We start from the raw sequence: 19788 nt of genomic DNA, 5'->3' as shown, positions 1-19788 counted from the left end.
GCTATAATATATGACGTGTCAGTAAACTGGCTAAGCAGATATAGTTCATTGGTAGAACATCAGCTTCCCAAGCTGAGGAGGCGGGTTCGATTCCCGTTATCTGCTTTTTTTATTGCCCAAATATTGATTTATGGGCATGCATTTTTATTTTCACCACAGGAAAATTTTATGACAAAAAGAGGATTTACGCTCATTCAAATAAGCTGGAAATCCTCTTTTTTTATCAGGGTGTGTTTCACATCCTCTTTGATCTTTAATTATATATCTCCGAAATCTTTCCTTCGTTACTCTTCGCTGCTCCAGTCCACATCGTATTCCTTTTCCAGCGAAAAACTGCTTAACATATGGTCCGTTGGGTCAAATGACATGAAATATTCATAGTCTTCCCCCTTCTGCAGCCACATATAGTCATCGCCGCTGAAATCTGGAAACATCTCTCCAGCCTTCTCCCGGGACATCTCACTGACAGGCACACCGTTAAAGGCGATCCTCTTCAGTTCGCTCTCTTCGCCGCTGACCAGGCTGAATTCCAGACGGGCGATCACTGCGTCTCCCATACGAACAGCCTTTTCATCCGTAACCAGGGAAATATGGGCAAAGATGGAATCCGTAACCCAGATCGATCCGCCGGTATAGTAAGTATTAGGCTCCAGCTCGGCCTCCGGGTCGATCTCATACTGATTGATCTGTTTGTCCTCCGTCATCTCAGACACCGTCACATTCATTCCCTGATCCAAAAGTGTCTGTACCGTGGTCTCACCGACCAGAATCTCTTTCCCGTCTATCGCAACCGGATACAGCACCTGGGCCGGTTCCGCCGACGCGGTCTCCTCTTTTCCGTTCTTCCCGGAACAGCCGGATAACAGCGCCGCTGCCGCAAGCAGGATCATACCTGTTTTAAAAACTCTTTTCATCACTCGCATCCCTCTTCTTTTGTAATAACATAAAAACCCCTGATAAAATCAGGGGTTTACAGTCAGCTCCCGGCCGGACTTGAACCGGCGACCCACGCATTACGAATGCGTTGCGCTACCAACTGCGCTACGGAAGCAGCTTTGTTTGTCAGACTTAACTGTCGGACCTTAGATAGTATATCAGCAAAGGGGAAAAAAATCAACCCTTTTTTTGAAAAAATTGTAAATAGCGAGAACTGTTACAATTGATGTATTAGTTGCAAAAATTAGGGTGAAAAGTTATAATGAATAACAGTAAAAACGTCCCCAAATGACTGGCATTGGATAAAAGGTGATCAGATGAAGGAAAAAGAACCCGTCAGAAAACACATTCTGGTAAGCGGCCGGGTCCAGGGCGTCGGCTTCCGCTACAGGACCTATTATCTCGCCCAGAATCTTGGTCTGACCGGCTGGGTTCAGAACCTGGATGACGGCCGTGTCGAGATGGAGCTTCAGGGTGATGAAGCAGACATGAACCAGCTTTTCCGAAGGCTGGAGCAAAACAGTTTTATCGATATTACGGACTGTGTGGTAAAGCAGATTCCGACGGAACGGGAAAGCAGTTTTCGCGTGCGGTAGCTTCCATATTTTTCCAGCTTCACCTCTCCCATAAAGTTGTATAGTTACCTTATGGGGGTGAATTGAAATGCATAAAAAAGGAGAAAAGGAACTGGCAGATTTATTCGACCACGCCGCTGAAAGCGACGATCCCGTACCACCAGCACCGGACGATGAATTTCAGACGATTCTGGCTGAGATGAAACGCCGGGGGATTGAGCCCCGGATTCGCAGGGAGCTGAAGGAAAAGAAATAGGCGGTCTTTACAGACCGTCTGTTTCTTTTTCCGCGTATCCCGCCACCTCTTTATCCCAGGACATAATGTGGTTCTGAAGCCACTCCTCCACGTTCTTTCTCACAGCCTCCACGAAGGCCTCACTCGGTCCTTCCTCTTCCTCCAGCATGATCCGCAGTTCCTCCACGGCCCGCTTAAATTTTTCATGCTCCCGGTGGTGGGCCGAAAGCTTCGGATACCCGCTCTTTTTCTGGAGCGCTTCCTCCTCGGAAAAATGGTAATCCGTATAATCCAGCAAAAAATCGAGCGTTCCCACCGCGGTTCTCTTTTCCGTTCCCGGAACGCACTCCTCCGCCAGTTTATTCACCCGGCTGATCAGTTCTCTGTGCTGCGTGTCGATCAACTCATTCCCCGTCACCAGACTCCTGTCAAATGTAATGCTCATTCTTTCATTCCTCCTTTTATCATTTTTACTCGTATGCGCCTCAAGCGCACTTTCCCGGTGCTCCGTCTATTCCGGAAGCACCATGACCCATCTTCCCTCTTCCGGATAAAAAATCAGTTTAAACTCCTGGGTCAGCCCGCCGATCACCGCCCGGCAGGCGTATTCCATGGAAGGGATTCCGGAATAATACTTTTCTTCTCCAAAACGGACTGCCACATGGTTTACGGTCTGCATCATCCCATCGTCCCCTTCGAACTTAAAGGACAGGGGCTGGATCGCTCCGGTACTGGTAAACCACGCCTTGCACGCGATTTTGATCTGCCTGCCAGCCAGAAGCCCACTGTCCGCTCTTTCCGCATTTGTCCCTATTCCGAACGCCGACATGTCACCACTCCTTTAAAAAACTTCCTGTCTGCTGTAATCCACCGTGCGCTTCTCCCTTGCGATTCCGCCGCCCATGTGATCATGTACGGCGGCACCCTCCGGATGCTCCGGGAGAAAAGCTGCGCGTTTTACAGCATCGTTGCCGAACCGCCTCCGGATTTCATCGACTGCCTTATCCATTCTCTCCAGCTTTTCGTAATCCATGCGGTCGAAGAGCCCAATCTGCCTGGATTCCTCTGAGGAAACGTGACTTGTATGGATGCCCAGATGGCGGACCGGCGTCTTATCCCACGCCTCGTCAAATGCCCGGCATGCCGCCTCATACAGTTCCCTCGTGATGTTGGTCGGCGTTTCCAGCGAAATCTGATGAGAATGGTATTCGAACAGATAATCCCGGATTCCCACCGCCACCACACCGATTTTAACACCGTCCTTCCTGAGTCTGGCGCCCAGCGTTTCCGCCAGGGACAAGAGGACCAGTTTTGCCGTTTCCGCGTCACAGACGTCAAAGGCCACCGTGGTGGAATTGCCGTATCCCTTATTGGGCGGAGCCTCCGCCTCCACTGCAGATAGATCGACGCCGTTGGCAAAGCCCCAGATCACCTCTCCCTGTTTTCCCAGGTGACGCCTTAAAATATCCGGATCGCTCTGTGCCAGCTCACCGATCGTGGTGATTCCGATCCCCTTGAGCTTCCGGTAGGTCGCACGCCCGATGAAGAAAAGCTCCGACACGGGAAGCGGCCACATCTTCACCGGAATCTGCTCCTTCCACAGCGTGTGGACCCGGTTCGGCTTCTTAAAATCAGAGGCCATCTTTGCCAGAAGCTTATTCTGCGCCACGCCGATGTTCACCGTAAACCCCAGTTCCTGTAAGATCCTCTCCCTTATCGTCTCCGCGGCCACCTCCGGCGGTCCAAACAGCGCCGTGCTCTCCGTCATATCCATATAAGCCTCGTCGATACTGTACTGTTCCACCAGCGGCGTATACTCCTTTAAGAGACGGATCAGTGCATCACTGGATCTCTGATAGAGATTATAATTAGGCGGAACCAATACCAGCTCCGGGCACTTTTTCAAGGCAGAAAACACAGTCTCTCCCGTCTTGATCCCGCATGCCCTGGCAGGAATGGACTTTGCCAGTATAATTCCGTGACGCCTCGTCACATCGCCTCCCACCGCAGAGGAAACCGTCCTCAAATCCAGTCGGCCGCCCAAATGCTTCATCCGGTAGACTGCTTCCCAGGAAAGAAACGCCGAATTCACATCCACATGAAATATGGTGCGTTCCATCAATCATCACCTCAATACTATTGTATCGAATATATGTTCGATTGTAAATGGAAAGTAAAGGAAGCTGTCACAGCTTCCCCTACCGTCGTTCTATTCCTTTAAAGCGCCTTTTTCATCGGTTTTTAAATGCAGCTCCCCTTCGAACATGGCGCCGTCTTTCTTTGCCCGGTAAAGCTCTCCCTTCCAGATGATCCACTGGTCTCTGGCCATGGCGCCGTCGGTCTTTAAGTAATACCAGATCCCGTCAGAGCCGGTCTTCCAGGTATCGTGCACCATCATGCCCGCGCCGTCAAACCAGTACCACTGATCGCCGTCCTCGTACCAGTCATCGGCCACATAGTTTCCCGAATCTCCGAGATAGAACCGCCACCCGCCGTCCTCCTCCAGCCATCCGGATTTCTTTTCCTGCACAGTGATTCCGTAATACAGGGCGATGGCATCGGCTTCCGCCCTGGCCAGACGGTCCAGATTCGATTCCTTTAAGAGCCATGCGGCTATCTGCGCGTTGGTATGAAAGGAGTGCTCCAGGATGAGCCCTGGAGTCCCTACGGAGGCCGCGCCCCGGAGCACACCGTAATAATCCCCGTTCTGCCCTCTTCTGTGCTCAATTCTGGCAGGCTGTTTCGTCTTCATCACCTTTTCCACACACTGCGCGAGGGCCATTCCGATCCCATCCGCGCTTCCGTTAATGACGCAGTAGGCGGCCGGATAGTCCACCTGATTGTTCACACTGGTTCCCACCGCGTTGGAATGGTCGGACAGGAACAAATCGCATCCTTTCGACTCCGCACCTCTGGCGAAAAGACCCTTGTCCTCATCCTCCCGGCGCCTCGTGGTGATCACTTCGATTCCATACTCTTCCAAATACTTTTTCTGCAGAAGGTGCAGTTTCCATACCATGACAGACTCGTAATACCGATGGTCTGCCGGGCTCTGGTTATACCGGCCCTGATGGCCCGCATCCAAACATATCTTCATATCGCTGCTGACTCCTTTTTAAGCTTATACTACAGGATATGAAACTTTGGGACAGGTGTTGCATCAGGCTCCCGTACCCATAATTTTGTGTGATAACGAAAAAAGCTTCCGGATTTATTTTCCGAAAGCTTTTTTATGACCTATCCGAGAATCGAACTCGGGTTTCCGCCGTGAGAGGGCGGCGTCTTGACCGCTTGACCAATAGGCCACGTATCGAATGTTAACCAAAAATCGTCGAGGCGACAAGATTCGAACTTGCGACCTCTGCGTCCCGAACGCAGCGCTCTACCAAACTGAGCCACGCCTCGATACCTTTGGTAGTATAATATAAAAATGATGGATTGTCAACTATATTTTGGAATTTTTTTAATTTTTTAAAATATAAGAAAAATTCTACTGCTGTTCCACCGCCGTAAAGCCCAGATCATCGAGAATTTCCACTGCTTTTCCGTAGTCCTTCTCTTCCTCGATCACCACGGTCTTGGTCTCTAAATCCACTTTGTGGCCGATTCCCTCGTGATCCAGCCCTTTGTTGATTCTTGATACACATCCGTTACACATCATTTCATCACAGCGATAAGTCTTCATAGTCTTTATCTCCTTTTCTTTTTCATAAATTGCGGTTGGTCAATCACTTCATAACCTTCTGTATCGTCATACACAGCTCATCGACCGCTTCTAAATTGCCGTCCTGAATCTGTTCCACGACACAGCTCTTGATATGGCTCGACAGCAGCACCTTATTGAAGCTGTTAAGTGCCGCCTGAACCGCGGATACCTGTGTTAAGATGTCCACACAGTACCGCTCGTCTTCCACCATGCTCTTGATGCCGCGGATCTGGCCTTCGATCCGGTTTAAGCGGTTCAGTAAGTCCTTTTCCTCCGCGGCCTGACGATGCTTGTGCTTCACCGCACAGTCACATGTGCGTTCCTCCATATCATACCTCCATTCCTTATGCCCCTACAGCTTTACTGTCTTTAAGCGAAGCGCGTTGCTCACCACGCAGACCGAACTCAATGACATGGCAAATCCGGCAAACATCGGATTTAACAGCGGGCCTCCAAATAAGTATAACACACCTGCGGCCACAGGGATACCCAGACTGTTATAGAAAAATGCCCAGAATAAATTCTGTTTGATGTTCCGAATCGTGAGACGGCTTAATTTTACCGCCTTATAGACGTCGCGCAGATCGGATTTCATGAGGACGATATCGCCGGATTCCAAAGCGATGTCGCTTCCTGAACCGATGGCCGTTCCCACATCCGCGGATACAAGCGCCGGAGCGTCGTTGATTCCGTCTCCAACCATCATGACGGTCTTTCCCTGCTTCTGCAAAGACTCCACCACGTTGGCCTTGTCTTCCGGCAGAACTTCTGCGATTACGGTGTCGATATGGGCCTGCCTGCCGATGTAGTCCGCTGTCTTCTGATTGTCTCCCGTCAGCATACACACCGTGATTCCCAGACTCTTTAACTGGTCCACAGCCTCCACGCTGGTCTCCTTAATGGTATCGGCTACACAGATAATGCCCTTTAACGTGCCATCCACCATCAGATACATCGGTGTCTTTCCCTGGTTCGCCATCTGGTGGGCCTGCTCTCTCACGGGATCGCCCATGGATACCTTCATCTGCTCCACCAGTCTTCCATTACCCACGGCCACCTGGCTCGTTCCGATGGATGCGATGATTCCCGCTCCCGTCACGCTCTCAAATTTCTCCGGCATGGCAAGCTCCAGCCCCTGTTCTCTGGCCTTCAGTACGATGGCCTGCCCCAGCGGATGCTCCGACATCTGTTCACAGCCGGCCGCCAGCTTAAGAAGACCGTCGGAGGTCTCCGTCTGATCCAGAACCACGATGTCCGTGACCTTCGGCTTCCCTTCCGTAATCGTACCCGTCTTATCAAATACGACAGTGTCTACCTTATGAGCGGTCTCCAGCGCCTCACCACTCTTGATCAGGATTCCATGGCTGGCTCCCAGACCGGTTCCGACCATGATCGCCGTCGGTGTCGCCAGTCCCAGCGCACACGGGCAGGCAATAACCAGAACCGCCACAAAGATGGTCAGGACAAAAGACAGCTCCTTGCCGCCAAACAGCCACCAGAGGAGCGCCGCAACCAGTGCGATTCCCATGACCGTCGGAACGAAGTATCCCGCAACCTTGTCTGCCAGTTTGGAGATAGGCGCCTTTTTCCCCTGCGCGTCCTCGATCATCTTAATGATCTTGGAAAGCGTGGTATCCCCGCCTGTATGGGTAACCTCCATCTCCATGGCCCCGTTGTAATTCATGCTGCCGCCGATCAGGGTGTCGCCCTCCTGCTTCTCCACAGGGATGCTCTCTCCTGTCAGCATGGACTCATCCACGCTGCTGCTGCCGCCCGCCACGATACCGTCCAGGGGTATCCTGCTGCCCGGCTTGATAAGGACATGCTGTCCCACTCTCACACTGGCCGTTTCCACTTCCCGTTCCGTACCATCCTCATAGAGAATCGCGGTGTCCGGAGCCAGCTCCATCAGCTTTCTGATCGCTTCAGAGGTCTTGCCCTTGCTTCTGCTCTCCATGTATTTGCCCAGCATGACGAGAGTGACGACCACGGCCGCCGACTCGTAATAGAGGTGATGGGCGTTCATCGGATTCACCGGTATCGTAACCGTCATACAGAGGCTGTAGATAAACGCACTGCCGGTGCCGATCGCCACCAGGGAATCCATGTTCGGATTGCCCTTAAACAGCGCCCTTAAACCTACCAGGTAAAACTTCCTTCCCGCAATAAGCACCGGAACCGTGAGTACCAGCTGTGCCAGCGCATAGTTAAAAGGATTTGCCTCCATATGGAGGAAATGCGGAAGCGGCAGTTCAAACGGGAGCATATGCCCCATGGAAATGTACAGAAGCGGAACCGCAAAACAGATGGCCACGATCAGCCGTCTCTTCATCGTGTCGCGCTGCTGCTCCTGCTTCCCCCAGTTTTCCTCCTCCTGGGCCTTTACATCTTTCTCCTCCGCCAGAGGGCAGGCGCCGAATCCGGCCTTCTCTACCTTCCCCATAATCATCTCCGGAGTGACTTTCGTCTCGTCGTAGGTGATGGTCATCTTGTTCGTCGTCAGATTCACGTCACTCGACTCCACACCTTCCAGTTTTCTCGTGACCCGTTCCACCGCACTGCTGCAGGCTGCACAGGACATGCCTTCAATATCGTAAACTTCAGTTCTCATAAGATCATCCTTTCTCATATACCCCTATAGGGTATATTCATTATAGTATGATTTCTTATCCCTGTCAATGGTATCTGTCAATATTATTTCTCAATAAAGGAAAATCTTGCTGGAAATCTTCGGAAATAAAAAGGCAGGTTCCGCGGCGCTTCTTGAAGAAGCCGCAGGTTCATGGTAGAATTAGACAGTCTTGTTTCAGCAAAAGCGTTACAAAACAAACAAATGAGAAAGCAGGTATTGATTATGTGGGCAAATCCCTTGAATCCGGGAGATACCATCGGCATTATTTCCCCCAGCCATACCGTCACTCCGGACGACTACGCGAAAATCATCTCCGGGATCGAAGCGAAAGGCTTTCGGGTGAAAACGGGGAGCCGCTTATACCGGCATACGTACGGCTACGCGGCAAGCGAGACGGAGCGCGCCGATGATCTCAATGAGATGGTTTCCGATAAAGACGTCAAACTGGTTTTATTCGGCGGCGGGTACGGCAGTATTGAACTGCTGCCCTATATCGACTATGAAGCGATCAGGAGGAATCCAAAGCTGTTTTCCAGTCACAGCGACGGTACCTCTATTCTCAATGCGATTTACACGAAAACAGGCCTGGTCACGTATTACGGTCTGCCGCCCAGGCTATTCGAGGATATCGACGCCTACGCCTATGAACAATTTTCCTCCCATCTGGTTCGCCGGGATGCCGTTCATTTCGTCAGCAACAGCACCTGGTATTCCCTGAAAGACGGCATCTGCAGCGGCACCTTAATCGGCGGCTATACCTTAAATTTTGCCCTGTCTCTGCACAGCGGCTATCTGGAAACAGAAAAAGACCGGAAGTATATCCTGTTTCTGGAGGATCACGAGAAATTTAGTTCCGTCGCTGCAGTGAGCATGTATCTGTCCCATATTGAGCAGAGTTCCTTCATAAATCAGGTATCAGGGCTGCTGTTCGGCAACTATTCAGACACCTTATCGCAGCTGCTGCTTGGCAGGCTGGAACGTTTCGGCCGGAAACACAGCATCCCGGTCGCGTACTGCGATGATTTCGGCCACGGAAAAAATCACGCCATCCTGCCAGTTGGCTGCCGCGCTGTGCTGGATACGAAAAATAAGACACTGCGGTTTCTCCCTTCATAATTGGCAGCAAAAAGGCAGGTCTGCACAGAACCTGCCTTTTTGCTGTATTGCCAAATCAGATTATTTATTTATTTCACTCCGTATTCTGAGTCCAGAATACAAAACCCAGAATGACATAATAGCTATGCTGCCATTAAAATTTAAAAATCAAACAGTGACAGCTGATTAGACTCCGGCAGTTCGCCCAGCAGTCCTAAATCTCCCATCAGATCGCACACCGTCTTACTGACCTTCGTCCTGTTCCGGAAATCTTCCTTTGATAAGAACCTGCCGTCCTTCACGGCATCAACCACGGCATCAGCCGCTTTTTCACCAAGTCCGTCAATACTGCTTAAGGAAGGCATCAGCTTGCCTCCGATGATCTGGAAATGGCGGGCCTTCGCCTGATAGATATCGATCGGCGTAAAGTCATAGCCTCTCGCGTACATCTCCTGAACGATTCTCATATCGCGGAGCGTATCCTGTTCCTTCTTTGACAGCGTATCCATCCGCTTCCTGTAGTCAGCCAGGTAATATTCCAGCTTATCGCGTCCCTGGCACATCAGCTCATAGGAGAAGCCGCTGGCTCGGATACTGAAGAATGCCGCATAATACGCCAGCGGATAAAACACCTTACAGTAAGCGATACGCCACGCCATCATAACGTAGGCGGCCGCATGGGCCTTCGGGAACATGTATTTGATCTTCTTACAGGACCAGATATACCAGTCCGGCACGCCGTGGCCTGTCATCTCCTCTTCCCACTCCGGCTTTAAGCCTTTTCCCTTTCGGACACTCTCCATGATGGTAAAAGAGAGTCCCTCCTCCAGCCCCATGGAAATGAGATAGATCATGATGTCGTCACGGGTACAGATCGCGGTCTGAATCGTCGCCTTTCCCTCCTGAATCAAGGTCTGGGCATTTCCCAGCCATACGTCGGTACCGTGAGCCAGACCGGCAATTCGCACAAGGTCAGAAAAATACTTGGGCTGGGTATCAATAAGCATCTGCATGGCGAAGTCCGTACCGAACTCCGGCACGCCCAGCGCTCCCAGCTTACATCCGCCGATATCATCCGGCGTAATCCCCAGAGCCGATGTATCCTGGAATAAGGACATGACCTCCCTGCTGTCCAGCGGAATATCCTTAACCGGATCAAAACCGATTAAATCCTGAAGCATTCTTATCATGGTCGGATCATCGTGCCCGAGTATATCGAGCTTCAGCAGGTTATGATCGATGGAATGGTAATCAAAATGGGTGGTGACCGTCATGGTCGTCATATCGTTGGCCGGCCTCTGCACTGGAGTAAAGGAATAGATCTCCTCCCCGTGAGGAAGCACGATGATACCGCCGGGATGCTGTCCCGTGGTTCTTCTTACCCCGACGCATCCCTGGACAATACGGTTAATCTCACAGTTTCGTTTATGTACGCCGTGTTCCTCATAGTAATTCTTCACATAGCCGTAAGCCGTCTTATCCGCCAGTGTACCGATGGTTCCCGCGCGGAAGGTCTGGCCTTTTCCGAAGATGACCTCCGTATAGTCATGAGCCTTACTCTGGTACTCGCCGGAGAAGTTCAAGTCGATATCAGGCTCCTTGTCTCCCTTGAATCCCAGGAATGTCTCAAAGGGGATATCAAAGCCATCCTTTGTGAGCGGATGGCCGCAGACCGGACACTCCTTATCCTGCATATCACATCCGGCCATACCGGAATACTTCTTCACTTCCTCCGAATCAAAATCGTAATAATGGCAGTTGGTACAGTAATAATGCGGGCTCAGGGAGTTAACCTCCGTGATACCGGACATGTACGCGACAAAGGACGATCCTACCGAACCACGGGAACCTACGAGATACCCGTCCTCGTTGGACTTCCACACCAGTTTCTGCGCAATGATGTACATAACGGCGAAACCGTTGGAAATGATGGAGTTTAACTCCCTCTCCAGACGCTCCGTAACGATCGTCGGCAGGTTGTCACCGTAGATCACGTGGGCCCTGTCGTAACAGATCTGCCTTAAATCCCCGTCTGAGTTTTCGATGACCGGAGGGCATTTATCGGGGCGCACCGGCGAGATTCGCTCGCACATGTCCGCGATCTTCCGCGTATTCTTTATGACGACCTCTTCCGCCTTGTTTGGTCCCAGATACTCGAATTCCTTCAGCATCTCCTCCGTCGTCCGCAGGTAAAGCGGCGCCTGGTCATCACTGTCCTTAAATCCCTGCCCCGCCATGATGATCCGGCGGTATACCTCGTCCTCGGGATCCAGGAAGTGAACGTCGCAGGTGGCGCAGACCGGTTTTCCGAACTGGTCTCCCAGTTGCACAATTTTCTTGTTGATGTCGATTAAATCCTGCTCCGAATTTATGCTGCTCTTCTCATCACGGAGCATGAAGCTGTTGTTTCCAAGAGGCTGGATCTCCAGATAATCATAGAACCGGACCAGCCTGGCGATCTCTGCGTTGGAGCCGCCGCGAAGCAGGGCCTGATACAGTTCCCCCGCCTCACAGGCCGATCCCACGATTAAGCCCTCCCGGTTCTGGTTCAGCAGACTCTTGGGTATTCTGGGCCTTCGGGCATAGTAGTCGATGTGGGACCATGAGATCAGCTTATAGAGATTCACACGCCCGATATCGTTGGTTGCGATAATGATTACGTGATAGGTCGGAAGCTTCTTGATCATCTCCGGAGTCATCGTCTTTAAGCTGTTTAACTCGATCAGCGTCTCCACGCCGCGCTCCCGCAGCATCTGGACGAATCTGACAAAGATCTCCGCCGTACATCCTGCGTCATCCACGGCGCGGTGGTGGTTTGCCAGCGAGATATTCAGCGCCTTGGCGACCGTGTCCAGCTTGAATCTGTTTAGGTTCGGCAGAAGGAACCGCGCCAGAGTCACCGTATCCAAAACCGTAGGTTCAAAGGGAAGCCCCTGCAGCTCCGCGTTGCGGTTGATAAAGCTCACGTCGAAGGAGGCATTGTGAGCCACCAGAACAGATCCCTGACAGAATTCCAGAAACTGCGGCAGAATTACATCAATCTTCGGATATGGGAGCACCATGTTGTCATTGATGCTGGTCAGCTGCTCAATCTCGAAGGGAATCGGTACATCCGGATTTACAAAGGTGCTGAATTTGTCCGTAATGACTCCATTCACCACCTTGACGGCGCCGATCTCTATGATCCGGTTCTTTTCCGGGCTGAAGCCTGTGGTCTCGATATCGAATACCACGAAGGAGTCCGCAAATGTCTGGTCTTTCGGATTATCCACCAGCAGCTTCAAGTCGTCGACAAGATACCCCTCCACCCCATAGAGGATCTTGAAGGTGTCCCCCTTGTCCAGAGCGTGGTTGGCATCCGGGAAGGACTGCACGCATCCGTGGTCTGTGACGGCGATGGCCGGCATACCCCACTTTTTTGCACGCTTTACGATATCCTTTACCTCCGAAACGCCGTCCATATCGCTCATCTTCGTATGACAGTGAAGCTCGACCCGTTTTTCCAGGCTTCCGTCCACCCGTTTTCCGGTGAAGTCCTCTGACTTCTTGATGCCTGCCACAGAGCCCAGAGTCAGCTCGCCGTCGAACTTGTCGATGGTCGTCACACCCTTAATCTTAATAAACGTCCCCGCCACAACGGCAGCCTTCAGATCATCCAGCTGTTCCTCCCTTGCGAACATCTTCACGGTAATCGTATCCGTAAAGTCAGAGACATCGAAAATCATAATCGTCTTTCCGCTCCGCAGTTCCCGGCTGTCCACCATGAGAATCTTTCCGCGGATGGTTACCTCTCCGATCTCCCCGTCGATCTTTTCGATCTCCATCGTCTCTCCATCGAAATCACGGCCATAGAGCACGTCCGGATTATCTGAACGTTTTCCTCCGTAGCCGCCATAACCGCCGTTTTTCTTATAATCCTTATATTCTTTCTTCTGGTCCTTCTTTCCGTAATCCCCGTTCCTGTCTTTTTTATTTTCGTCCTTCTTATTCTCGTCCTTCTTACCGCCCATACGCAGAACCGGAGCGCCTGCCCCGCTTTCCGCCGCTCCCTGCCGGGCCGGGCCCTCGTCGAAGGGAACTTCCGCGGAATATCCTGCCGCCAGTGCCTCCAGAGATGCACCATCCGCCATGGAAGGACCGCCGTATCCGTCCTCTGTCCCAGTTTTCGACAGCATCTGCTCCTCGTTTAAGGCAGCGGCCAGAGAGGTCCTGCTGACGATCTCCTCCACCTCGCGCTGCATCTGAAGCTCCTTCTGCTTCGCCAGCGCATTCTCCTTCGGCTCCACGTACTCGTAGCGCACCTCAACAGGGAGGCCGCAGCGCTCATAAAAAATCTTCTCCAGAACGCGTTTTAACTCGGCTTCCTTTTCATGGGTGACAATGGTGTCTTCCACCGTCATCTTAAGCAGATCCGGCTCCGGAAATTCATACTCTGTCTTCCGGAAAATATTATATTCGATGATACTGTAGTTTTTGAGTTCCATCAGGATGCTGTCCCGGTACACATCCAGCAGCTTCTCCGGCGTGTACTGGTCAGACAGGCGGAACTTCTCGATAATCTTGATCGATACCTGCTTAGAGGGGAAGAGCTGGTCCTTAATGCCCTTCTCCAGCCCATAGATATTCTGTTTATGGATCAGTCTGGGGCTCACGATATAAACGCGAATAGAGCTTCTATCCCTGGTGGAAGTGACCTTCTCAACTTCCACCAGATTTAAAAGCTCCCGCAGTTCGTCTGTCATATTCAGATTTGGAAATACATCCAAAAATGCTTTTGTCATTCCATCACCTGTTGCTTTCTGCCAAACATTATCTCCTCTTATCCTGGAGCGTGTCTGAAAATTCATTTCCGCCATCTGCACATCACACTTCGCGGCATATTTGATCCCAATTCAGTCAGCGTAGCCCACTACGCCTCCTTCATCGGGACCAAATCTCCCACAAAGTGTAATGCACAGCTGACAGAAAGCAATTTTCAGATACGCTCCAGCTTTAAGAGCTCCTCTCTCAAAGCGTCAAGTAAGTTCTCCTCAGGTACTTTACGGATAATCTCTCCCTTGCGGAATAAAAGGCCCTCGCCGATACCTCCGGCCACGCCCAGATCCGCTTCCTTCGCCTCACCCGGCCCGTTGACGACGCAGCCCATAACGGCTACCTTGACATCGAGATGGTCAAATTCCGTCACCATGGCTTCCACCCGGTTCGCCAGGGAAATGAGATCGATTCTGGTCCGTCCGCAGGTTGGACAGGAGACAACCTCCACTCCGCCCTTTCGTAAGCCCAGGGTCTTTAAGATCTGCTTCGCCGTCGTCACCTCTTCCACCGGATCTCCGGTTAAGGAGACACGGATCGTGTCGCCAATACCCTGATGCAGGATAATGCCCAGCCCGACGGAGGACTTGATCGTCCCCGAACGCACGGTTCCCGCTTCGGTAATCCCCACATGAAGTGGATAAGCGGTCTGCTTTGCGATCAGTTCATGAGCCTTTATGCACATCAGCACATCGGAGGACTTGATGCTGATCACCAGATTATCATATCCCATCTCCTCGATCATGCGCACCTTCATAAGGGCGCTCTCCACGATGCCCTCTGCCGTCACTCCGTGATACTTTTCCAGTAATTCCTTCTCAAGCGAACCGCTGTTGACACCGACCCGGATGGGGACGCCGAATTCCTTCGCCTTATCCACAACGGCCCTGACCCGGTCCTCACTCCCGATATTGCCGGGATTAATCCGGATCTTATCCGCGCCGTTCTCAATGGAGGCCACGGCCAGCCGGTAATCGAAATGAATATCCGCCACCAGCGGAATATGAATCTGTCTCTTGATCTCCTTTAAAGCCTCTGCCGCTTCCATCGTCGGTACCGCCACACGGATAATATCACAGCCGGCAGCCTCCAGCGCCAGAATCTGGGCCACCGTGGCAGCCACATCCTCTGTCTTTGTATTGCACATGGACTGGATCAGAATGGGATTCCCGCCCCCAATCTTCCGGTTCCCGATAGAAACCGTCTTCGTCTGTTCTCTGTCCGTCATCGCACTTTCCTCCATTTGCACACTCCCGGGAACCCCTTCCCATCTCTGTGGGGGAATTCCGGGATATACACAGTATTTTTCTTGTTTTTCATGCCCACTTTAGGTAAAGCGGCTGATATCGTTAAATACAACGAACACCATCAGGGCCATGAGCGCCATCATACCGATCAGATTCACCATGCCTTCTTTTTCCGGGTCCATGCGTTTGCCCCGGACCGCCTCGATGATTAAGAACAGCAGTCTTCCGCCGTCAAGCGCCGGAATCGGAAGAAGGTTCATAATCCCCAGGTTCGCACTCAAAAGAATGCACATACTGAGGACATTCATAATGGCCGCCATGACGCTCACTGTCAGCCCTGCCTTCACGGAATCATCGATCATAACCACGATTCCCACCGGACCGCTCAAGTCATTGACACTGGCTTTTCCCGTCAAAAGCATACCGAGACTCTTAATCGTCACGGTAATATCATATTTCACCTCATAGGCTCCGTATTTCACCAGTTCCAGGAAAGACGCTGCCCGGACATTTACCGGAGTTACGGAAATGCCTATCATATACTGGTTGTATTCTTCATTAAATTCCGGTGTCACCAGAACCGTACCGCGCTCTTTTCTGCCCGTCTGCGCATCGGTTCTCTCATAGGACACCCGGCTCATCTTCTCATCCGGTTTTAACATGCGGTAAAGGATATAATCGCCGTAAACCGTCATCTTCTCATCGTTTACACCGGTGATTACATCGCCCGGCTTAAGCCCCGCCTCGTAAGCAGGAGAACCCTCTGTGACTTCTTTGATCTGAGTGATATTGTATCCGCCCATTCCCACGAGAATCAGTGCCAGGAAAAAGGCAAGAATAAAGTTAAAGACCGGACCGGCCGCGATAACCGCCATCCTGCCCGGGATGCTTGCATTCTGAAATGCTCCTTCCGCCGGATTTTCCTCGTCTTCTCCGAGCATCATACAGGAGCCGCCGATCGGCAGCAGCTTTAAGGAGTACGTCGTCTCCCCTTTTTTGACATGGAACAGCCTCGGTCCCATACCAATGGAAAATTCCACAACGGCGATGCCGTTTAATTTTGCAAATAAAAAGTGCCCTAATTCATGAATCAGCACGATCAGTCCAAATACAAGAACTGCTACGATAACGCTGGACAATCTACCACCTGCTTTCTATATAGTCATAAGCCGAAGCCTCTGCTTCCAGAATCTCATCTACAGATGGATTCTCTTTCACAGTATGCCCTTTCATAGCCCCCTCTATCATATCCGTGATGGTAAGATAAGAAATTTCTCTGTTTAAAAATTTTGCAACGGCCCGTTCATTGGCCGCGTTGAATACAGTCGGCATGGTCCCGCCGGTTCTTCCGGCCTCGTAAGCCAGGGAAAGCCCCGGGAAATTGTCCATATCCGGCTTTTCAAATGTGATCTGCCCGATGCTCCAGAAATCCAGCCGGTCCCCGGCCAGAAAACGGCGCTCCGGGTAGTAAAGTGCATACTGGATGGGCAGCTTCATATCGGGTGTTCCCAGCTGTGCAATCACCGCCCCATCGTCGAACTGCACCATGGAATGGATAACGCTCTGCGGCTGAACCACAACCTGTACCTGATCCATGGAGACATCGAAGAGCCAGTGCGCCTCCATCACCTCCAGGCCTTTATTGACCATGGTGGAAGAATCGATGGTAATCTTCCTTCCCATCGACCAGTTGGGATGCTTTAAGGCATCCTCGATACGCACCTTTTTAAGCTCCTCTCTCGTCTTTCCGCGGAACGGCCCGCCTGACGCGGTTAAGAGAATCTTATGTACCGCCTTTTTGTCCTCGCCGTTCAGGCTCTGAAAAATAGCGCTGTGCTCACTGTCCACAGGCAGGATCTTTACACCCTTTTCCTTTGCCAGAGGCATAATGATATGGCCGGCCGTCACCAGCGTCTCCTTGTTGGCGAGCGCGATGTCTTTCCCCGCCTCCATGGCCGCAATGGTGGGCCGTATTCCGATCATGCCGACGATGGCCGTCACCACAATCTCCGCATCCGTCTCCACGGCCGCCGCGATCAGCCCATCCATGCCGCATACCACCTTCACCGGCAGATCGCTGACCGTCAGGGCAAGCTCCTTCGCCTTCTCCTCTTCCCACACGCAGACAATCTCCGGATGAAACTCCCGGATCTGTTCTTCCAAACGTGTAATATTACTTCCAGCCGCCAAAGCGGTTACTTCTATATCCTTCTGAGCTCTCACCACTTCCAGGGTCTGTGTTCCGATGGAACCGGTTGAACCCAGAACTGCAATCTTTTTCATGCTGTTTTTCGCTCCTTTTATCTTTCTCGCGTTCCTCTTTTCTCATCGCCGGAATTTGCTCATCGCAGAAATGTTACTGCAAAGAATATGGCAGGCGCCGTAAACAGCATACTGTCAAACCGGTCCAGAATACCGCCGTGGCCCGGAATCAGATGGCCGTAATCCTTCACTGCGTGATTGCGTTTTACCGCCGATGCCGCCAGATCGCCGATCTGGGAAATAACCGCCGCTATGGCACAGGCCAAAGCGCAGGCCACCTGCGGGTTCTGTACCTCCGCCATGGAAGCGCCGAACACCGTCGCATAAAGGAAACCCAGAAGCGCAGCTCCTGCTACGCCACCGATCGCCCCCTCAATCGATTTCTTGGGGCTCAAAACCGGCGCCAGCTTATGTCTGCCGATCAGCATGCCCACGCAGTACGCGCAGGTATCGCATCCCCAGGAACTCAAAAAGATCAGCCAGACGAGATACTTTCCATCCGCCATGACGCGAACCTGATACAGATAAGACAGCATAACCGCCACATAAAAGACGCCGAAGAACGCTACCGTCACTTCCTCTGTCTTATATTTGGGGAACGTAAAGACATAGATGGTCATCAGTATCATAAGAAATGCGATGGACATTAACATCATATACTGCTCTCCATGGAACCACAAAAGCCCGTAGTAGGACACCACGGTCAGATAGCCGGCAATTCCAATCACATTCTTCTGTATCTTCATAACACGATATAATTCAAACAACCCTATCATGGAAATGGCCACAGTCGTAGCAAAAAGAATCATCCCCCCGCTTCCCACAGTGACGAGGGCGATCAGGACCAGGACAATTCCACTGATCAGTCTGGTTGTAAACATCGCGCTTCCTCCCTTCGGACTATTTCACTCCTCCAAATCTTCTATCCCTACTATTGTACGCAGCTATCGCCTTTTTCAGTTCTTCTTTATTGAAATCGGGCCAATAGCAGTCCGTCACATACAGTTCCGTATAGGCTAACTGCCATAAGAGATAATTGGACAGCCGCAGTTCACCGCTGGTACGGATCAGAAGATCCGGGTCTGGAATCTCCGCCGTATCGAGATACGATGAAAATGCCGCTTCATCCATCTGGTCCGGAGTAATCTTCCCATCAGCCGTGTCCTTCATGATCTTTCTGGCTGCGCGCACGATCTCATCCCGTCCGCCGTAATTCACAGCGATAACAAAGGTCAGGCCCGTATTATTCTCGGTCTCTCTCTCCAGCCGGTTAATGCCGTCGATGATATCCTGGTCGAAACGGCTTCTCTCACCGATCATCCGCACCCGGACATTGTTCGCCCTGGCAATCTTTAAGAGCCGTACCATATAGTAACGGAACAGCTGCATCAGCGCGCCCACCTCATCGCCGGAACGCTTCCAGTTCTCCGTGGAAAAACCGTAGACAGTCAGATATTTGATTCCAATTCTGGCCGCATCCTCTACCGTCCGTTCCACCACCACACATCCTTCCTTGTGGCCCATGCTTCTGGGCAGTCCACGCTTCTTCGCCCAGCGTCCATTGCCGTCCAAAATGATGGCGATATGGTCAGGAATGACCATATTATCTATATTAATTTCCATTATATTCTCCTTTATCATTCCAGGCTGCCCTGAAACATAAACAGGACAGGCACTTTGAAAGCCCCCTCACTTGCGTGGGTTGGAAACATGCCTGCCCCGGTTCTTTCTGTTATACAGTAAGAAGTTCCTTTGATTTCGCTTCGATTGCTTTATCGATCTTGCCGATCATCTTGTCAGTTAATTTCTGAATATCGTCCTCTGCCTCAGCTAAGTCGTCCTCGGAAATCTCATCCGCCTTCTGCTGTTTTTTGAAAAAGTCATTGGCGTCACGGCGGATATTACGAACCGCCACCTTGGCTGCCTCGCCTTTTTTCTTGACATCCTTAACCAGTTCTTTTCTGCGTTCCTCGGTCAGTTCCGGGAAAACGAGACGGATTACGCTGCCGTCGTTGGTCGGATTGATCCCCAGTTCAGAAGTCAGAATCGCCTTTTCAATCGCCTTTAAGAGGCTCTTCTCCCATGGCTGAATGATGATCATGCGGGCTTCCGGAACGTTGATGTTGCCCACCTGCTGAAGCGGTGTAGGAGTTCCGTAGTAGTCAACCTTGATTTTATCAAGTACATGCGGGTTTGCACGTCCTGCGCGGATCGTCATATAATCACTCTCCAGCACTTCTAAAGTCTTATTCATCTTGTCCTCGTAAACCTGTAAACTCTCCTGCATA

18 protein-coding genes, 4 tRNA genes and 1 pseudogene are annotated in these 19788 nt (G+C 51.5%); 5 read left to right on the top strand and 18 right to left on the bottom strand.

What is annotated here, in order from left to right:
- The first annotated feature begins 34 nt into the window (after positions 1–34).
- Positions 35–105 (top strand) — tRNA-Gly (locus tag H8S80_RS06350).
- A gap of 179 nt (positions 106–284) precedes the next feature.
- On the opposite strand, the gene H8S80_RS06345 is transcribed toward H8S80_RS06350, so the two are convergent.
- Together H8S80_RS06345 and H8S80_RS06340 are read right to left on the bottom strand one after the other, a co-directional pair.
- Positions 285–917: a hypothetical protein gene (locus H8S80_RS06345; RefSeq protein ID WP_147338544.1), complete on the bottom strand. Its 633-nt coding sequence runs from the start codon at positions 915–917 to the stop codon at positions 285–287.
- A 61-nt stretch (positions 918–978) separates the two neighbouring features.
- Positions 979–1051, bottom strand: a tRNA-Thr gene (locus H8S80_RS06340).
- A 202-nt stretch (positions 1052–1253) separates the two neighbouring features.
- Between H8S80_RS06340 and H8S80_RS06335 the strand changes: the two genes are divergently transcribed.
- Positions 1254–1532: an acylphosphatase gene (locus H8S80_RS06335; RefSeq protein ID WP_117632204.1), complete on the top strand. Its 279-nt coding sequence runs from the start codon at positions 1254–1256 to the stop codon at positions 1530–1532.
- A 67-nt stretch (positions 1533–1599) separates the two neighbouring features.
- The gene (locus tag H8S80_RS06330) at positions 1600–1767 is read left to right on the top strand and encodes a hypothetical protein (RefSeq protein ID WP_002604287.1); all 168 of its coding nucleotides are present in this window, start codon (positions 1600–1602) and stop codon (positions 1765–1767) included.
- A gap of 7 nt (positions 1768–1774) precedes the next feature.
- On the opposite strand, the gene H8S80_RS06325 is transcribed toward H8S80_RS06330, so the two are convergent.
- From H8S80_RS06325 to H8S80_RS06285, 9 genes are all read right to left on the bottom strand, one after another.
- On the bottom strand, positions 1775–2191 hold the full coding sequence (locus tag H8S80_RS06325; protein WP_002604288.1) for a bacteriohemerythrin: 417 nt from the start codon (positions 2189–2191) through the stop codon (positions 1775–1777).
- Positions 2192–2257: 66 nt separating this feature from the next.
- Complete coding sequence (locus tag H8S80_RS06320; protein ID WP_002604289.1) at positions 2258–2575, bottom strand: hypothetical protein; 318 nt, start codon at positions 2573–2575, stop codon at positions 2258–2260.
- Between the two features lie 12 nt (positions 2576–2587).
- Positions 2588–3865, bottom strand: coding sequence for a Y-family DNA polymerase (locus H8S80_RS06315; protein ID WP_110323411.1), 1278 nt, complete (start codon positions 3863–3865; stop codon positions 2588–2590).
- A 90-nt stretch (positions 3866–3955) separates the two neighbouring features.
- Positions 3956–4843, bottom strand: a complete 888-nt coding sequence (locus H8S80_RS06310; RefSeq protein ID WP_117632202.1) for an N-acetylmuramoyl-L-alanine amidase family protein — start codon at positions 4841–4843, stop codon at positions 3956–3958.
- Between the two features lie 136 nt (positions 4844–4979).
- A tRNA-Glu gene (locus H8S80_RS06305) sits at positions 4980–5051 on the bottom strand.
- Positions 5052–5077: 26 nt separating this feature from the next.
- Positions 5078–5151: transfer RNA gene (locus H8S80_RS06300), tRNA-Pro, on the bottom strand.
- 85 nt (positions 5152–5236) lie between these two features.
- On the bottom strand, positions 5237–5431 hold the full coding sequence (locus H8S80_RS06295; protein WP_002604292.1) for a heavy-metal-associated domain-containing protein: 195 nt from the start codon (positions 5429–5431) through the stop codon (positions 5237–5239).
- Between the two features lie 43 nt (positions 5432–5474).
- Positions 5475–5780: a metal-sensing transcriptional repressor gene (locus H8S80_RS06290; RefSeq protein ID WP_055652616.1), complete on the bottom strand. Its 306-nt coding sequence runs from the start codon at positions 5778–5780 to the stop codon at positions 5475–5477.
- 24 nt (positions 5781–5804) lie between these two features.
- On the bottom strand, positions 5805–8063 hold the full coding sequence (locus H8S80_RS06285) for a heavy metal translocating P-type ATPase (RefSeq protein ID WP_117632241.1): 2259 nt from the start codon (positions 8061–8063) through the stop codon (positions 5805–5807).
- Positions 8064–8306: 243 nt separating this feature from the next.
- Here H8S80_RS06285 and H8S80_RS06280 point away from each other — a divergent pair, with 243 nt between their 5' ends.
- Positions 8307–9200, top strand: a complete 894-nt coding sequence (locus H8S80_RS06280) for a S66 peptidase family protein (protein WP_117632200.1) — start codon at positions 8307–8309, stop codon at positions 9198–9200.
- 140 nt (positions 9201–9340) lie between these two features.
- Here the strand turns inward: H8S80_RS06280 and H8S80_RS06275 are convergent, their stop codons facing one another.
- Positions 9341–13960 (bottom strand): PolC-type DNA polymerase III, encoded by a 4620-nt coding sequence (locus H8S80_RS06275; protein ID WP_117632199.1) that lies wholly within the window; start codon positions 13958–13960, stop codon positions 9341–9343.
- On the opposite strand from H8S80_RS06275, the pseudogene H8S80_RS34760 reads away from it, so the two are divergent.
- Positions 13922–14116: pseudogene (locus H8S80_RS34760) on the top strand (DUF6783 domain-containing protein); the annotation flags it as partial. The gene H8S80_RS06275 and the pseudogene H8S80_RS34760 sit on opposite strands and share 39 nt — an antisense overlap.
- A gap of 38 nt (positions 14117–14154) precedes the next feature.
- On the opposite strand, the gene ispG reads toward H8S80_RS34760, so the two are convergent.
- The 6 genes from ispG to frr form a co-directional block, all read right to left on the bottom strand.
- Positions 14155–15219 carry a flavodoxin-dependent (E)-4-hydroxy-3-methylbut-2-enyl-diphosphate synthase gene (gene ispG / locus H8S80_RS06270; protein WP_243007907.1) on the bottom strand — a complete coding sequence of 355 codons (1065 nt, stop codon included), beginning with the start codon at positions 15217–15219 and terminating at the stop codon, positions 14155–14157.
- 99 nt (positions 15220–15318) lie between these two features.
- The gene (rseP, locus tag H8S80_RS06265; protein WP_025530370.1) at positions 15319–16377 is read right to left on the bottom strand and encodes an RIP metalloprotease RseP; all 1059 of its coding nucleotides are present in this window, start codon (positions 16375–16377) and stop codon (positions 15319–15321) included.
- A gap of 1 nt (position 16378) precedes the next feature.
- Positions 16379–17521, bottom strand: coding sequence for a 1-deoxy-D-xylulose-5-phosphate reductoisomerase (locus tag H8S80_RS06260; RefSeq protein ID WP_117632194.1), 1143 nt, complete (start codon positions 17519–17521; stop codon positions 16379–16381).
- 59 nt (positions 17522–17580) lie between these two features.
- Entirely contained in the window at positions 17581–18381 is an 801-nt protein-coding gene (locus tag H8S80_RS06255; RefSeq protein WP_055652612.1) for a phosphatidate cytidylyltransferase, read from the bottom strand.
- 19 nt (positions 18382–18400) lie between these two features.
- Positions 18401–19123 carry an undecaprenyl pyrophosphate synthase gene (gene uppS, locus H8S80_RS06250; RefSeq protein ID WP_117632192.1) on the bottom strand — a complete coding sequence of 241 codons (723 nt, stop codon included), beginning with the start codon at positions 19121–19123 and terminating at the stop codon, positions 18401–18403.
- A gap of 109 nt (positions 19124–19232) precedes the next feature.
- Entirely contained in the window at positions 19233–19787 is a 555-nt protein-coding gene (gene frr / locus H8S80_RS06245; protein WP_002604302.1) for a ribosome recycling factor, read from the bottom strand.
- Between the last annotated feature and the right edge of the window lies 1 nt (position 19788).

It is taken from the genome of Hungatella sp. L36 (genome assembly GCF_014288035.1).
This window is presented reverse-complemented; position numbering and strand designations above follow the sequence as displayed.

Coding starts and splice junctions, on each gene's coding strand:
- H8S80_RS06275 (WP_117632199.1), bottom strand. CDS start 13,960: ATGACAAAAGCATTTTTGGATGTATTTCCAAATCTGAATATGACAGAC.
- H8S80_RS06320 (WP_002604289.1), bottom strand. CDS start 2,575: ATGTCGGCGTTCGGAATAGGGACAAATGCGGAAAGAGCGGACAGTGGG.
- H8S80_RS06290 (WP_055652616.1), bottom strand. CDS start 5,780: ATGGAGGAACGCACATGTGACTGTGCGGTGAAGCACAAGCATCGTCAG.
- H8S80_RS06280 (WP_117632200.1), top strand. CDS start 8,307: ATGTGGGCAAATCCCTTGAATCCGGGAGATACCATCGGCATTATTTCC.
- ispG (WP_243007907.1), bottom strand. CDS start 15,219: ATGACGGACAGAGAACAGACGAAGACGGTTTCTATCGGGAACCGGAAG.
- H8S80_RS06255 (WP_055652612.1), bottom strand. CDS start 18,381: ATGTTTACAACCAGACTGATCAGTGGAATTGTCCTGGTCCTGATCGCC.
- H8S80_RS06330 (WP_002604287.1), top strand. CDS start 1,600: ATGCATAAAAAAGGAGAAAAGGAACTGGCAGATTTATTCGACCACGCC.
- H8S80_RS06295 (WP_002604292.1), bottom strand. CDS start 5,431: ATGAAGACTTATCGCTGTGATGAAATGATGTGTAACGGATGTGTATCA.
- H8S80_RS06285 (WP_117632241.1), bottom strand. CDS start 8,063: ATGAGAACTGAAGTTTACGATATTGAAGGCATGTCCTGTGCAGCCTGC.
- H8S80_RS06260 (WP_117632194.1), bottom strand. CDS start 17,521: ATGAAAAAGATTGCAGTTCTGGGTTCAACCGGTTCCATCGGAACACAG.
- H8S80_RS06315 (WP_110323411.1), bottom strand. CDS start 3,865: ATGGAACGCACCATATTTCATGTGGATGTGAATTCGGCGTTTCTTTCC.
- uppS (WP_117632192.1), bottom strand. CDS start 19,123: ATGGAAATTAATATAGATAATATGGTCATTCCTGACCATATCGCCATC.
- H8S80_RS06325 (WP_002604288.1), bottom strand. CDS start 2,191: ATGAGCATTACATTTGACAGGAGTCTGGTGACGGGGAATGAGTTGATC.
- H8S80_RS06335 (WP_117632204.1), top strand. CDS start 1,254: ATGAAGGAAAAAGAACCCGTCAGAAAACACATTCTGGTAAGCGGCCGG.
- frr (WP_002604302.1), bottom strand. CDS start 19,787: ATGCAGGAGAGTTTACAGGTTTACGAGGACAAGATGAATAAGACTTTA.
- H8S80_RS06310 (WP_117632202.1), bottom strand. CDS start 4,843: ATGAAGATATGTTTGGATGCGGGCCATCAGGGCCGGTATAACCAGAGC.